Origin of the sequence: uncultured Clostridium sp. (assembly GCF_937920395.1) — a bacterium.
In the GTDB taxonomy this organism is placed as follows: domain Bacteria; phylum Bacillota; class Clostridia; order Clostridiales; family Clostridiaceae; genus Clostridium_AD.
Map to the genome: position 1 here is coordinate 1 of NZ_CALEVF010000323.1, position 16106 is coordinate 16106.

Sequence of the window (16106 nt, forward strand, 5' to 3'; positions counted from 1 at the left end):
TCCATATGAGAATTTTACAGTTCTAAGCAATAAAAAGCATACAACATAACGAAAAATATATTGTATGCCCTTTTACTTTTTTATAATAATTTATAGACAAAGTTCATTTAATTGTATTGTAAATATGTTATTAAGTATTATAACTATTGCTGTTGAAAACTAAAGAATAAAATTCATCTTTTGATTCCTACCATTTTTCATTTAGGTACGCAAGTGTCGTAATAGGTTTTTAAAAGCATTGATATCACTAGCCTAGACGCTTGACTAAAACACTTAAAACAAAGTACTGTTAAATTATTTAAAACAACAACTGTCGGTTGTATGAAATATAGATAAAATTTATTTTTAATTTTAATTGAAAATATAGAAATTATAATTAATTTGTAATAATAATAAGCTGTTAAAAGATTATGGCTAATTAGCTAAAGTAAATAGTGTGTGAGATTTATAAGTAAAAACTGTAATAATATTTTTGTAAAATAATATATGTTAAACCGTAAATGTTGGGTTTTTCAATAATATTAGAGCAATTTTATTTGTAAAAATTATACTAATAACTTCTGAATTTTTAAATAGTCTATGGCCTTGGCTAAAAAACAAATCCTTTTGTTTAGTAAAATCTAATTTTATGTATTTCGTTTTTAATAACATGATTCTTTTGAAATAATTTTTTGTAATCATTAAATAAAAATTTTTATAATGCAAACCTGTTTGCATTATAAAAATCGAGAAATAATTAATTTTTGTTAGTGTATTTATTAATGTTTTTGTCTGTAACGTGCAACAAGTTGCACGTTACAGACAAAAACCTGATAGCAGCACGAAGTGTTGCTATCAGGTTTGAATGTAAAATAAAATACGCGTTTACACGTATTTTATAGTTATTTTCAAGAAATTATGTTGTGGTTTAAAATTAAAAATTTATGCATTTTATTAAATCTAATTACCTAGTTTACACGCATAACATGTGCGTGTAAGCTATGGTAATCAACTTTGGGTGCATAAGTATTTAAGGTCTATCTAATTTTTTAAGAATTAATTATCGGTGTAGGCTCGGGCAGATTGCTTCCCGAGATAGTTTATAGATAATTTCACAATAAAAATTTATTTATTAAAAAGATTTTAAATTGCGTAAAAAACTCCCTAAGAGGTTTTTTACAAAGCAAGCTCCATGCAGGAGCATAATAAAGGTGCACTTCTTAACAAGCAAACTTATTTATTGTATTTTCAAAAACATTTAAAAAAAGTGATAATAATAAATCATTAAAAACTAAGGAGGTTTTATTATCGCTAGTTTAACGTTTCAAATCTTAAAAAAAATAGATTCTAAAAAAATGTTTGGCGTAGCAAAAAATCCGGAAAAAGCTAAACAACGTCAAGCTGATTTGTTAGCGGGGAATAAACCAAATCCCCTAAGAACATATGGAATTCACAGTCGCGAATCGTGTGATGATTATAAAAGAAACGCATTAAATTTTTCCGTTTGGGAAAGAAGTAACCATGGAGAAAAGGAGTTTAAAAATTTAGACAACATCCCCAAGGAACACATAACAGAGTGGCTACAAGCTAGCATACTTAAAGGAAATAGCATGGCTACTACCCGTTTGAAAGCTGCATCTATGGCAAAAGTTATGGGCTGTAATAGTAATACTTTTGGCATAAATTTAAGTAAGAGAGGAGACAGAGATAATATAACTCGAAGTCGTGGAACTGTAGAAAAGGATAAGCACTTTTCGATAGAAAATAATAAGGAAAAAATTAATTTTTGTGAGGCGACAGGTCTACGGCGATCCGAACTGGAGCAACTGCGACCTGAACAAATTTGTGTAGATAAAGTAGGAAATGTAACTCTAGATTTTAGCTCTAAAAAAGAGTACAGGAACATGACAAAAGGAGGCAGGGGCAGAACTGTACACCCAATTCGAGAAAAGTGTGATGTAGTAAAAAATGCTAAAGAAAATGCGGAAAAAATGGGTCGTGAACATGTTTTTAGCAAAATAAGTTCCGCAATGGATGTTCATAGCTATCGTTCTACATTTGCGGAAAACAAATATTCGGAAGCAATTAAAGATCTAAAAGATAGTGGCGAAACAATAAGAAATGATTATATTTGCCGTGATGGAAGTGGAAGAAGATATTGTAGAATTGCATTAACTATTGTAAGTAAAGAACTGGGACATAGCCGATTAGATATAGTGGTAAAACATTATTTAGATATAAAATAAAATTCATAGCTTACTTTTGACCCAATATTTTAATATAGTAAATGTAATGGAAAAACCTATAGTTATAGTATTGGTTATAGACATTATAATAGTAAAACTTGGTTAACCATGGTTAAGAGGTCTATTCTTCCAGCTGGAGAAAGTGTATTTCCCACTTTCTCCAATGCTCTTAATCCTTCTTTTAAAGCATTTAGTGACCTTGTATGAATTTCAATATCCGCTTTACTTCTAAAGTACCTTAAAATGGATTTTAAGACATGTATTTGTTCTTCTGGTTTTGAATTGCTCTCATAGATAACGTGCCACACCCATTCCCCATATTTCTTTACAACATAATTTATCACGTAATGATTGTAAGTTGATTCACTCTAGCTCTCTCTTTAATACCTATCTTCTATTCTAATTGCTAATTTAGATACACTAACTCTAATATTAATCTATTTATGTTTTACAACTATACCTTTTAACTTTCTCTTAAATAAACTATGATCTATCTGCATTTCAATTCTTCTCATTTTTCTTCTGAATCACATACCGTTAGTTAAACTTTGTACCAATATAGATAAGTAAATAGGGTAAGACATGACACCCATAATATATATAAAAAACTACTATATAAGTATCAGTATTTTTTACTTAATAGACTTCAGAATGGCTTGTCTATCAAATCTATAAAGGTTTTTTTGCACAATTACCGTATAAGTATTATTTACTTAATAATAGTTATTAAGTAAATAATACTATAAAAAAAGAAGGTATAATGTACCTTCTTTCTAATTATTCGTTTAATTTATAAATATTATATTCAAATCCATTATTTTTACTTATACCTTTATAATAAATATCTAGTAGGTGATTTTCTATCAATCTCTTAACTATTGCACTTATACGTGGTTGTGTTACTCCTAAATCTTTTGCGAGTTCTGTCTGCTTTACTTGATATAGATTGCCTTGTGCTTCACCTTCCTGAACCAATAGATGTTGCCTATATCTCATGTGATAATATAATCTTAACTCATCTGTACTTATTACTTTATTAATACATAATACAGTTGCTAAATAACTAACACTAAAATTTTCATCAATATCACATTTAATAGCATTTATACTATAAAAATCTTTTATACCCGCCCTTGAATTGCCTTTTGTTTTATTTATTGTATTATCACCAACTAAACTTTTTAATGTTTCAATTAATACTGGCTTTGATAATGTACATCTGCCTTTACGTGGTGTAATCAATTTAACTATTTGATCAGTATATAAACCACTCTCTATATTGTTTTTCATTACATTAAAAATCAATAATTTATTACCATTCATGTACTTTACACCCTTTCTACTGGTATATTTCAATTGTTTTGCTATTTTGTTCTCAATTATAATTTCATTTTCCGTATGTTCAAAATCTGATACAACCTTACTAAAACATTTCTCATCGTGTTCATATTTACATTCTTTACACCCATATGATGCATTATGTAAATTTTTATACATATCATTTACTTGATAATTTAATTCTTTATCACTCATTTTAGGATTATTTTTAGTATTCCATTCTGTGCATATGTGTAATATATCATTTTTAGATTTATTTCTTAATCTTAAAGATACAACTATCTTTTGTAAATCAATATTTCTACTACCATCACCACTACCTTGCTTCAATATGTCTATTACACAAGGTTTTAACCTAGTATTATTAATAGTGTATTGTGTTACTCTACTGTCTTTATTGTCTTTAGCATTGCAACAATACTTATTATATAGTTTATCTATATTATATCTTTTAATAGTATCTTCTTTGAATATTTTTATTATATTAACTCGTTTAACTTTTTCTTTTATATTATACGTATATGGTATTCTCAAAATTTGTGTAGTCTTAGTTGAGTTAGTATCTGCCACTAACCTATCACATAATACCTTTTGTACCTCTAATACTTTCTTAATGTCCTGTGTTGGTTCTATACACGTATAAGCATGGTAACCATGTCCACTATCGACTAAAACATGATACCATAATCCAATAGACTTAAATTTCTCTACTATATCCTTACAACTAAAATTTTCTCCTAAATCTTTCTTGTCAAAATCCCAGGCCAAAAAATATCTTGTATGTAGATTTTCTTCCTGGCCATTTTCTTTATTTTTAGTTGTTGCTAATGTAAAGTAAGTATTTAATCCATATGCTACACTTGAATAACTTACTAAATCATCTATATTATTAAAAAATTCTATTTTACTAAAAATTTTGTCTTTCTCTATATTGGTTTTATTATTTTGAAATACTCTTATATATTGATTATCCTTTAACTTATTTCCAGACACTATTTCCTGAGCGTATAAGCTTTTAAAAAATTGTTTCATTTCAATTTGCTTGTCCAAATATTGCATTTATCCCTCACTTCCATTAAAATAACTAATTATTAACTATCCCGTAATAGTGGTATAAGCTTTTTAATTTTTTTGTTCTTTATTTTTGTTTCTACACCTATGTAGTCTTTTTTTTGAAAAAATATAAAATTTCTTAAAATTTTTTTATTATTTAAATAAGTTTTAATAAAATCATCAAAATTATAAAAATTGAATTGATTTTATATAGTTACTTTTAAAAAAAAATATAAGTTTTCTTGCTTTTTATATAATTACATGAAACTATCTTAGTTGATTATTGGTTCAGTCATACAATCATAATAATGAAAATTTATCAAAAAAAATAAAGTAAGGAAATTAATAATCACTTAATTACCAGAGTTAAGAAAATGACTACCTAAACTGAATTAAACACTCCACTTCGAATAATGAAAGGCTATCCATGTTATTTAAACATAATAAAAAAGCAACCCCTTTTAGGCTGCTTTTTAGTTCATATTATTTCCATTCGAAATTTTACCATGGATCTAGATATAACATTGATTCATGTCCATGAGATTCACTTTTAAATTCATAATATAATAGCTATAGAAATACCTATTAAATTTGATTAATTAAATTTAACTAACTGCTTAACAAACCTTATAATATAACGTTTGTTAATGATCGTTTCTATTTATATATTTAAAATTAATTTTTCTTAGCATCCTTTTTTTGCATTTTGTATTATATATTTGGTTATATTAAAAAAAAGGAGCTTAAACCTCAATTGCAAAACTAAATTCCACCCCCACCACATTAAATAGTGGAAGTTAGTCTTACAAATTAAAGGGTAGATTTTACCTTTACAAATTATTATACTAATATTAGATATACCAGGACAATAATCCTTGCTTAATTGTAGGGAGGTTTCATTATGCCAAAATCCAAACACCTAAACCTTAGTGAAAGATTTATGATCGAACACATGATTAGAGATTCTTTTTCATTTAAATCAATTGCTAAAGAACTTTGTCATGACTGTACTTCTATTTCAAAAGAAATTAAACATCATATTACATTAAAAAAGACAGGCGCCTTTGGAAAATCATTTAACAACTGTATTCATCGTTTTGATTGCGAATACTCCTATATCTGTGATAGTCCAAGCTGTCATAACCGCTATTGTCGCTTTTGCTCAAGATGCTCAGATGTTTGTTCTGATTACAAAGAATATATATGTCCATTACCATCAAAACCACCGTATGTTTGCAACGGATGCGATGATCTTAAAAAATGTACTCTCCAAAAATCTTTCTATAGTGCGGCTACCGCCCAGAAAGAATATGAAACTCACCTTTTTGAATCACGCAGTGGAATTACCACAACAGAAGAAGAAATTTTGCGTTTAGACAAATTAATCAGCCCACTTATACAAAAAGGGCAATCAATTCATCATATATGTTCCAACAACAGGGATGCCATAATGCACAGTGAAAAGTCAATTTACAATTATATTGATTTTAATCTTTTTTCTGCTAGAAATATTGATCTCCCTAGAAAAGTAGTATATCGTCCAAGAAAGAAATCTAACAACAATTTTAAAGTAGATAAATCTTGCAGAATTGGCCGCACTTATGAAGATTTTTTGACATTTATGAAAGAAAACCCAGACACTCCAGTTGTCCAAATGGATAGTGTGGAAGGTATAAAAGGTGGCAAGGTTATTCTAACTATTCACTTCACAAGCTCTCAATTTATGCTAGCATTTATTAGGAGTGCCAATACTTCACAGTCTGTAATTGATATTTTTGAAGACCTCTACTGGGAACTTAGTCCAGAAATTTTTTTAAAACTCTTCTCAGTAATTCTTACGGACAACGGCAGTGAATTTTCAAATCCAGAGGCCATTGAGTTTGATAAATTAGGTAATCAAAGGACTCGTATATTTTACTGTGATCCATCGGCACCATACCAAAAAGGTGCTATTGAAAATAATCATGAAATAATTCGTATGATTGTTCCAAAGGGACACAGTTTTAATTCATACCTACAGAAGGATATTTCGTTAATGATGGATCACATCAATTCCTACGGAAGAAAAAAGCTGAATGACCGTTCACCATATTCGGTATTCAGCTTCCTTCATGGGACTGTTACACTTGAAAAACTCGGTTCAGAATACATCTCACCAAATGATGTAACTCTGATACCTAAACTACTTAAAATATAACTATATCAGGCAAGCATTACTGTTGGGTATATCTTACTAATTTATAACATTTTAAGGGGTGGATTTTACATTCGCGAAAAAAAGGTTAATTTCCACCCTTTATTTGGTATACCCTAAAACAGGCAAAATCTGCTTGATATACTTCATATTATACCTATTTTGCTTTAAAGTTAGTAGCTTTAAACCTTTTTTGATTTTTAAATTTTTATAATTTTCATAATTATTTTTTACAGTGGAACTTAACTCTACAAAGTGGAAGTTACTTTTTCAATTCACCAAAGGAGCTTAAATGGATAATACTAAGATTTGTACTAAATGCAAAAGAGAATTACCTCTTGATAAATTTGCAAAATATAAACGATCTAAAAATGGCCTAGCCGCATGTTGCAAAGATTGCATGAATACATTAAGCAGGATTAGCTATGCAAAAAACGCAAAACAGTATCCAAAAGACAGAAATGTCATTTCTAATACCAAAATTTGTACTAAATGCAAAAAAGAATTACCTCTTGATAAATTTGGAAAACAGAGACAACATAAAGATGGATTAGCCTCATGGTGCAAAGCCTGCAAAAACCCATTAAATAAAATAAAATCAAAAGAATATCGAGAAAAAAAGAAGGCAAACGAACCTCCAGAAAACAAAAAAGCCATTTCTAATACTAAAGTTTGTACTAAATGCAAAAAAGAGTTATCTCTTGATAAATTTAATAAAAAAAAAGAAAATAAAAATGGATTAACAGCAATTTGCAAAGATTGTTCAAGGGCGAAAAGACGTAAATATGATACTACACATAAAAAAGAAATATTACAGTATCGTGAACGTCGGCATAAATGGAAATCTGAAAATAAAGACAAAGTAAATGTGACGACCCATAAACGTAGAGCAAAGCTACGTTTATTAACATCTGATCTTACTGTTCTACAATGGCTACAAATAAAAATAGATTTTAATAATTGTTGTTGCTACTGTGGAAGGGAGATACCTCTTGCACTTGAAATGGACCACTTTATATCACTTAATGCTGGTGGAGGATTTACCAAAACTAATATAGTCCCCGCTTGTAGGAGTTGTAATTCTAGCAAAGGTCCAAAAGACTTTGCAAAATGGTATTCAGATTACAAGTTTTACTCAATAAAACGTGAGTTATTTATACTAAAATACCTTTCCGGGACAATAAGCAAAAACATCTAATTTCAAACAAGATTTTACTATTAATTTAGATTTTAAATAATAGTAAATTTCCATCCCAAGAATGTCATTATAGGTTTATATAGACCATGTAGGAGTGTTCTTATGATTCGACAATGATAACCACCTTTAAATAAAAATAAGCCTCATATAAGCCCTAGATTAATTTTAAAGATATATATTTATGTATTGGCAATCTATTAATTTTAATTATTTGGAGTAGAACAATGCTTTTGTACATAAATAATAGTAAGGACCGCTTAAAATTGTACCGCCCTTACTATTATTTAAGCAATACTATTTACGCATAAACTGTTAGATTTACCTTAATTAAAACAGGCATACGTATATAATTTCTTTTGTATTACTTCTGTAATTTATTACTTTTATATTGCTTTTATAATAAAATTGTTCTCTCTCTCATTTTCGCATTTATAGTCATTGTAATATCTACCATTACTTTTCATAAAACGAATCTTAATATTTATCAATAACATCTTTTGATAAATAAAATAAGGATAACCAACGATATTAGTTACCCCTTAATAGACTCTCTATTCGCTTTTTAATTATTATAGGTGTATTATATGTTTTTTATATAATAATGCATTAAATTAGCTCTAACAAGTTTTAAACTACATATTTATGCTACTCTATACTTTAATATGTTTATATCAGCTTCACATAATTCAAATATACCTAATTAATTCACTCAATGCTTTTATTGTCCCATCCAAGAAGTTTCTTTTCAAGATTATCAAAATCATATGCTCGCTGTTCATAATCATTAAACCCGCCAACTTTAATTTTACCTTTAGGAATTTGATAGTCCCTCGTTATGGCATCAATTATCCAACCTACTATAGTAGTTATACCTGATGTTACTTTAGCAATCTCATATTTTTCTTTTATAGTATTCACGTCTCCATTTGCAGCATCTAATATAGATTTGGCTTCTACCCCTTTTATGTTCTCTTCAAATATACTTTTAACCTCGCTTATAAGCTCTATAGAGTACTTTTCTACTTTGTTGGTAGATTTACTCTCACTAGTAGAACACACTTCGTCTATAACCTTTGAACTTGATCTGTTTGTCTTTATGTAAAATTTTAAACTTGTAACTTTTCTCACAGTTTTAATTTCTTCAAATTCAAAACATATATCGGTCTTCTCTTTCAACTCTTTCTGTGCTTGGAATATAATCTTTCGCTTAAAATCGTTATACCTTATGTATTCAGTCGCAGTTAGCTCAAATAACTTTCTTATGTCTTCTATTTTCATTTCCCTACTACCTATTTTTTGATATTGCTTTAATAATTCATAAAATCTAAGAGAATAAATACTACGTAATTTTAAAGTATTTGATAATTCATAAATAGTAAAAGGATTTTCTTTGTTAAGACATATATACATAGATTTTAAAACAGGATGAAATTGAACACTTAATATTCCTGACCCTTCATCGTTTTCTGCTAAAGCTAGGAAAGGAACATAAGTTGTTCTTTTTCCCTCTTTGAATGTTAATACATTCCCCATAAGTTCTTTAATTTGTCTTGGTATTTCTGAATAATTAGATTTATTTTTAGTATTAAATAATTCCATAATATCTGCCACTTTAAACTCATATGATTTTAAATCTGCATCATCTTTTTTTATCCTAGAGGCCATAAGTCTTAAAAATTTTTGTTGGCCTATTCTTAATCGATAGCTTGCTTCAATCAATTTATTTGATTGAACTACTAATGCGCTCTTCATGTTTTCCAGATTTTCCACCTTTCCCATAATCTCACCTCTTATTAACAATAATATATACCATATACGACTACTTGTAAATAGACGTACGACAATTATATTTTAGTCTCATTCGGTATGATTAGGTCGTCTTTCGGTATGATTAAGTCGTTTTTAAAACCTATTTTCGGTATGATTAAGTCGTTTTTCGGTATGATTAAGTCGTTTTTAGTATGCTCAACCATAGTCATATCAACGTCTTAAAAGGTACGTAAATCCTTTAAATCTTTTGTTGTTTATTTAAATCTTTTAAAACAACAACTATAGTTGTTCTATTTTAATTAAATATATTTTTAGATGATAGAAATATAAAATATTATTAATTACTGTCCTATAAAATATATAAAAATAAAATATTATTATATTTTATTTGATTAATAACTATAAATATGGTTAGAATAGTTAGATATTCTGACATTATATGTTGTAAAAACGATCAACATTGCATATAATAATAAATGAGGGGACGTGATATTTATGTTAAACACGTTAAATGAAAGATTAAAACAAGCAAGAAAAAATTTAGGATTATCACAAGAATACGTTGCTGAAGTAATGAATATGAATAGAACAACAATTACTTCAATAGAAGCAGGTAATAGAAAAGTTACGGCTATTGAACTTAAATCCTTTTCTGAGTTGTATGGAGTTACAATAAATGACTTAATATATAATGAAGAAAACAAAAATGAAACAAAAATGTTTGCAAGAGCATTTTCAAGTTTATCTGATATAGATAAAGACGAAATAATGAATTTAATTGAATTTAAAAAGAAAATCAAGGCAAGGTATAAGGTGAATGCTTAATGAAATTGATCTAAGTGATTTTTTTTACAATCCTGAAGTTCTTGCAAAAAAAGTATTAGAAGTTTATTTTTCACACAAAAAACCTTCTTACCCAATAGATCCTTTTGATATTTTGAATTATTTCAAAGTGCCATATCAATTTAGGAATTTTGAGGGTTTAGAAGGTATTTATATTTTACCTGAAAATGAGCAGGACATTCCTATTATAGGTATTAACAATAAAAGACCAATATCAAGGCAAAGATTTACTGCAGCACATGAACTGTGTCATCATATAAAGGATAAAAACAGCAATTCATTTTGTCCTATTGGAAAAAATAACAATCCTGTTGAAAAATATGCAGATAAATTTGCTAGCAAATTGTTAATGCCACAAGCAGAATTAGCTTTTCAAGTAAAAAAATTAGAAGAAAATAATTATATTGATTTTACAAATATTATATATATTTCTGATTATTTTGGTGTAAGTTTTGAATCTTGTGTTTTTAATATTGCATACACACTTAAAAAAATAGAGGGTGATACTGATCCCAAAACTATTAAAAAAAGAATTCGTAAATTTAAACCTGATACAAAAAGAATAGAATTAGGAATAAAAAAATATAATCCAGTATTACTCAAAAACATAATTAATTCATATGAATATTTTTTTGAAAATGAGAGCAAGGTGGTTTGGTATAACTTTAAGAGGGATTTTGTTTATAATGAAAATAAGCTTGAAGGTATAAATATTGAATCAGAGGCTGTTTCAGAAATTTTAACTGATTTAAGAATACATAAACAAGATAGTAAATATTGCAAATCACAATATAAAGATATAATTGAAGTTGTTGGACATGCTTCGATGTATGATTATTTAATGACAACAAAAGATAAGTTAAATATATTTAAAACATTAGATTTAAATGCTATGCTATTTCAATATGCGCCATATCCAGAAGGTGCAGGAAAAATAAGAAATTCAAATAACATTGTTACTCAAGCGCAGTTTGAAACTTGTGATTATTGTAATATACCGAATGAGTTATTAAAATTAAACAAAGATATAGAAGAACTTTTAATTAAAAAAGATAATATATCTATTTCACAATATGTTGATGAAGTAGTAAAAATTCATCATAAAATTACAGTGATACATCCATTTAGCGATGGTAACGGTAGAATTTCTAGGTTAATGCTAAATTGGTTTTTTAAACTTAATGGGTTACCACCAGTATATTTAAAATATAAAGACAAAGATAAATATTATCATGCTTTAAATAAAGCTGATCTAAATGGAGACTATTCATATTTAAGTGAAGTTTTCTATAAGGAGATAATTATATCTATAATTCAGTTGAATACAAAGTTCAAATTATAATATTTAAACAAAAATCATTGATCATAATAGTCAATGATTTTTGTTTTTGAGTCAAAATTTAGAAAATAACCAAGTTACACCCATATGAACAAGTACATTACACATAATTATTTCACCTTTTCTATTTCTTTGAAGAATAATCTTAAAGCCTCATTAACTACGAAACTTTTATCAAGGTTATTTCTATCACAAAGTTTATCTATTTTCTTTAACAATTCTTTCTCGACATAATAGGTCTTTCTTGAATGTATATCAGTATATTTGTCCTTCTTTTTAATGATGTTTGAAATATCACTAACAACATCACTAGTTGTACTGATAGTAATGTCACTATTTATATCACCATTTATATCACTAATGATGTCACTATGCTTATTTGTATCAATAGAAATAGGCTTTTTATTAATACTATCTAATATACCAAATTTCATATTTTTTGAGTTACCCATTTTACAACCTCCTCTCCAAATGCAGTATAATCTTCAAACCCATGACACTTCTCGTAGTAATTAATAATTGGTTTTCCATTGTCTTGACTGTACTCGATTTTACTATCTATACGAATAACAGTGTTAAATACTTTGTCTCCAAAAGAGTTTACAAGAGCTTCTTTAATGTCTTTCGAAATAGTTTTTCTTCCATTAAATTTAGTTATTAATACACCTAAAATTTCAAGGCCAGGATTCAAATTTGTTTTTATACTGGAAAAAGAACTAACTAAATTTTTAATACCTTTCATTGAGAAATAACTTGGATCAACTGGGATGATTAAGTAATTGCTTGCTACCAGTGAATTAACACTTAATAATCCTAAACTTGGAGGGCAATCTATAATTATATATTGGTAGAGGTCCTTTATTTGCTCTAGTATTCGCTTTAAAATAGTTTCCCTAGACATTAAACTGCTTAGTGTTATTTCTGCATTAGCAAGGTTTATGTCACTTGGGATGATATGTAATTTAGGATAATCAGTTTCTATAATTACTTTTAATATGTTTTCTTTATCAAATTCTTGATTATTGAGCAAATCATAAACAGAAGATATTAACTCTTCATCATCAATTCCAACACCAACTGTAGAATTTGCTTGTGAGTCCATATCAATTAGCAATGTTTTCTTACCATGTTTAGCTAAATATGCAGCCAAATTAATAGCCGTCGTTGATTTTCCACACCCGCCCTTTTGATTAAATATTGAAATTATCAAGTAAACCACCCCCAAAAAATTATTTTTTATACTTATTTGTGAATTCAAAAAGTGCTAATGATATAAGATCTTGTTTCTTAATGCTTGAATAAGCCTTACATAGCTTATCAAAGGAATCATAAACTGGTGAGTATAGTTTTACACTCTTTGTAGTAATATTTTTCTGCAGGGCCTGTGGGAGTGCATTTATATCTAACTGGGGCACATCTATTACATTAATATTACTTTTATAATTTTTGAGCATTTCCAGTATATCTTCTTTATTTTGCATCCAATCAATCATATCAGTTTTCATAATTTTAATTTCCTGTAGTTCTGTATTTGTTTTTGCAACACCTTTAGATTGTAATTTTTCACTTATTATATCAATACTTTTGTTTGGCTGTAATGGTTTTTTATTAGAATCACTTGCGGTAAAGGTTATACTTTCAGGTGTATCTTCAAAAAAAACCATTTGACCATTAACATGATTTTTTACTTTTATAATACTTTTGTCATATTCATATGTATTATTTGTTTTATTAAAGCTATAACATTCTTTTAGAAATCTGTCTCTAATAGTCGTGCGCGCGACTCCAATAGCTTCACATATTTTAGTTAATGTATTCCCTTTTGTAAGTTCAGTATTAATATATTCTAGTTGTGACAACACTTCTAGCCTATCAAATTCAACTCTTTCCAATATAATCACCCCACAATATTTTAATTTCACTTTTATATTACAAATACTTTTGTAACACTTTGATAATATTCTATAAAAATTTAATAATACCTTTTTATTTTTAGATGATACCAAGTAAACAAAAGGTCAGAGTAGTATAACACTCTGGCCTTACTAGAATTGAACTAAACTATAAAGCAGATCTTTTGCTTCCTGATCTATTCCTATATATCTTAGAGTTATTTTCTGGCTGCTGTGATTAAAAGTGTCCATTATTAATCCTATGTTATATCTACTTGCCTTATAGGTCCAGTAACCCCATGCTTTCCTTAAACTATGTGTACCAAAATTTTCAATTCCAACAGAAGTAGCTGCAGTTTTTAATACCCTATACGCTTGGGTGACTGTTATGTGATCATCTAGCCCTTTTCTACTTTTAAATATATAATTATCAGATTTAAGTTTATTTTGATTTATATATGCTTTAAGGGCTACCTTAAGGCTATCATTTAATTTTATTTTTTTCTCTTTATTTGTCTTCTGCTCACGAAGTACAAAATAGTCTTTAAAATTTCCTTTCTCGTTTAAAATATCAGAAACCCTTATTCCAACAACATCGCTTATTCGTAATCCGGAATTTAATTGAAATTTTCCTAAAAGCCAATCCCTTTCATTTTTTCCTTTAAGGTATATAAGCAAATCAGAAATTTTCTTTTTATCTTTTATAGGTTCTACAACCATATTTTCACCTTTCCTTACAATGTATCGTATTTATATTATATCATATAAAACGATACATTCAAAGCAATGGTTGCTTAGTTAAATTTAACTAAATGCTTAACAAGCCTTATAAATCAACGCTTCACGTAAAAAAATGAATGTACGATTTTAGTTAAAATCGTACATTCGTAGAACCAAACAAAAAACTATATAAATAAGGTTAGACGGTTCTTTTTTAGTTCATATAACAATTTTTATATTGTATGCCTTTCTTTGCTTAACACTTAAGTACGGAGGATGTATTTTCAATAATATTAAGACAATTACATTTCTCTTAACGTATGAAATATCATTTTATAAGATTTAATATTTCCCTTCCAACTTAATTGTATTATAATGTAAATGAGCCGTAAATGTTGTTTATCGAAGTAAATTTTATAACAAATAGTAAGTGAGGATGTGATTTGTTGAATACAAAAGTTAATAAATCAGAATTATATAAACTATCATCAGTAGAAATTTATAAAATGGTTTTAACAAGAGATTTATTTAGATTTCCTAAAGGTTTCTGGCTAAGACCAGATGCTGAAAAAAATGCAATTGAAGTTACCAAATATTTATTAGAAAATGTTCTTAATTTTACAGATGAACAAATAAAAACAAAAATAACTAATGAATTTTTTAGGATCCATAGATTATCAGGTATGTTACATATTGTTTTTAATTGCTCTACCTATAAAGCTATCAACACAGTTTACCTCAATAAATTTAAACCTTGGGAATTAATATGTGTTCCTCAAAGTTATTGGACCTCACAAAGTGCTATTCAATCAACTAAATGGCTCATAGAAGAAAGACTTAAATATTCAGAAATAGATATAAAAAAACACTTAACCCTAAATATATTCACTAAAAATGGGTTAGGTGGAATGGTACAAACGATTTACAATAATTCTTCTTTTAAAGCAATTAGTTTAGCTTATCCAGGTAAATTTAAACCTTGGGAACTTATTAACGTACCCAATGGTTATTGGAATGTAGCTATAGGAATTGAAGCTATTAAATGGTTAATAGAAGATATTTTAAAACTTTCGCCCCAGGAAGCTGTTTTAAAAGTTAATTTGACTATAATTAATAAATATAAATTGAGTAATGTAGTAGATAGGTGTTTTGAAGGTTCTTACAAAAAAGCGATAAAAACCGCATTCCCAGAATTAGTTAGGAATACAAATGTTTAAATGCTTTTTCATACATTGATTAACTATGCCAAGTTACGAGTTACTACTTTTTTCATTATACTTTATAAACGCACGCGTTCATCTACGGAGTATGGCAACGATTCGTGTAGAAAACGGCCATAAGCTATTTTCATTATTTAAAATGGATAAAATAGTAATTCACGGAGAATACCAGCACAAAAACTTTACCTTTTGTGTTGGTATTTTTTAATGTCACAAAGTAATCTGGGTCACAAATGATTTCAATTCCGGTTCAATATAATTTTCGTTATGTTGTATGCTTTTTATTGCTTAGAACTGTAAAATTCTCATATGGA

Annotated in this window: 13 protein-coding genes; 6 read left to right on the top strand and 7 right to left on the bottom strand. The window is 27.8% G+C overall.

Annotated elements, in window-relative coordinates; genetic code table 11:
* The first annotated feature begins 1334 nt into the window (after nucleotides 1–1334).
* The gene (locus tag Q0649_RS19805) at nucleotides 1335–2225 is read left to right on the top strand and encodes a hypothetical protein (RefSeq protein ID WP_298845918.1); all 891 of its coding nucleotides are present in this window, start codon (nucleotides 1335–1337) and stop codon (nucleotides 2223–2225) included.
* An 83-nt stretch (nucleotides 2226–2308) separates the two neighbouring features.
* On the opposite strand, the gene Q0649_RS19810 is transcribed toward Q0649_RS19805, so the two are convergent.
* Entirely contained in the window at nucleotides 2309–2533 is a 225-nt protein-coding gene (locus Q0649_RS19810) for a hypothetical protein (protein WP_298845920.1), read from the bottom strand.
* A gap of 469 nt (nucleotides 2534–3002) precedes the next feature.
* Nucleotides 3003–4622, bottom strand: a complete 1620-nt coding sequence (locus tag Q0649_RS19815; protein ID WP_298845922.1) for a hypothetical protein — start codon at nucleotides 4620–4622, stop codon at nucleotides 3003–3005.
* Between the two features lie 895 nt (nucleotides 4623–5517).
* Between Q0649_RS19815 and Q0649_RS19820 the strand changes: the two genes are divergently transcribed.
* Nucleotides 5518–6813 (top strand): IS30 family transposase, encoded by a 1296-nt coding sequence (locus Q0649_RS19820; RefSeq protein WP_298845924.1) that lies wholly within the window; start codon nucleotides 5518–5520, stop codon nucleotides 6811–6813.
* Between the two features lie 289 nt (nucleotides 6814–7102).
* A complete protein-coding gene (locus Q0649_RS19825; RefSeq protein WP_298845925.1) occupies nucleotides 7103–8008 on the top strand; it encodes an HNH endonuclease in 906 nt (301 codons plus the stop codon).
* Nucleotides 8009–8713: 705 nt separating this feature from the next.
* On the opposite strand, the gene Q0649_RS19830 is transcribed toward Q0649_RS19825, so the two are convergent.
* Nucleotides 8714–9787 carry a replication initiation protein gene (locus tag Q0649_RS19830; RefSeq protein WP_298845927.1) on the bottom strand — a complete coding sequence of 358 codons (1074 nt, stop codon included), beginning with the start codon at nucleotides 9785–9787 and terminating at the stop codon, nucleotides 8714–8716.
* 486 nt (nucleotides 9788–10273) lie between these two features.
* On the opposite strand from Q0649_RS19830, the gene Q0649_RS19835 reads away from it, so the two are divergent.
* Both Q0649_RS19835 and Q0649_RS19840 read left to right on the top strand, forming a co-directional pair.
* Nucleotides 10274–10603, top strand: coding sequence for a helix-turn-helix transcriptional regulator (locus tag Q0649_RS19835; protein WP_298845928.1), 330 nt, complete (start codon nucleotides 10274–10276; stop codon nucleotides 10601–10603).
* Nucleotides 10596–11963, top strand: a complete 1368-nt coding sequence (locus tag Q0649_RS19840; RefSeq protein ID WP_298845930.1) for an ImmA/IrrE family metallo-endopeptidase — start codon at nucleotides 10596–10598, stop codon at nucleotides 11961–11963. Before Q0649_RS19835 ends, Q0649_RS19840 begins: the two co-directional genes overlap by 8 nt.
* A gap of 107 nt (nucleotides 11964–12070) precedes the next feature.
* Here Q0649_RS19840 and Q0649_RS19845 read toward each other — a convergent pair whose 3' ends face one another.
* The 4 genes from Q0649_RS19845 to Q0649_RS19860 form a co-directional block, all read right to left on the bottom strand.
* The gene (locus tag Q0649_RS19845) at nucleotides 12071–12412 is read right to left on the bottom strand and encodes a hypothetical protein (protein ID WP_298845932.1); all 342 of its coding nucleotides are present in this window, start codon (nucleotides 12410–12412) and stop codon (nucleotides 12071–12073) included.
* The gene (locus tag Q0649_RS19850) at nucleotides 12391–13170 is read right to left on the bottom strand and encodes a ParA family protein (protein WP_298845933.1); all 780 of its coding nucleotides are present in this window, start codon (nucleotides 13168–13170) and stop codon (nucleotides 12391–12393) included. Before Q0649_RS19850 ends, Q0649_RS19845 begins: the two co-directional genes overlap by 22 nt.
* Before the next feature lie 19 nt (nucleotides 13171–13189).
* Nucleotides 13190–13852, bottom strand: coding sequence for a DNA-binding protein (locus Q0649_RS19855; RefSeq protein WP_298845934.1), 663 nt, complete (start codon nucleotides 13850–13852; stop codon nucleotides 13190–13192).
* 153 nt (nucleotides 13853–14005) lie between these two features.
* Nucleotides 14006–14572 carry a tyrosine-type recombinase/integrase gene (locus tag Q0649_RS19860; RefSeq protein WP_298845935.1) on the bottom strand — a complete coding sequence of 189 codons (567 nt, stop codon included), beginning with the start codon at nucleotides 14570–14572 and terminating at the stop codon, nucleotides 14006–14008.
* A gap of 446 nt (nucleotides 14573–15018) precedes the next feature.
* On the opposite strand from Q0649_RS19860, the gene Q0649_RS19865 reads away from it, so the two are divergent.
* On the top strand, nucleotides 15019–15789 hold the full coding sequence (locus Q0649_RS19865; protein WP_298845936.1) for a hypothetical protein: 771 nt from the start codon (nucleotides 15019–15021) through the stop codon (nucleotides 15787–15789).
* Nucleotides 15790–16106: the final 317 nt, after the last annotated feature.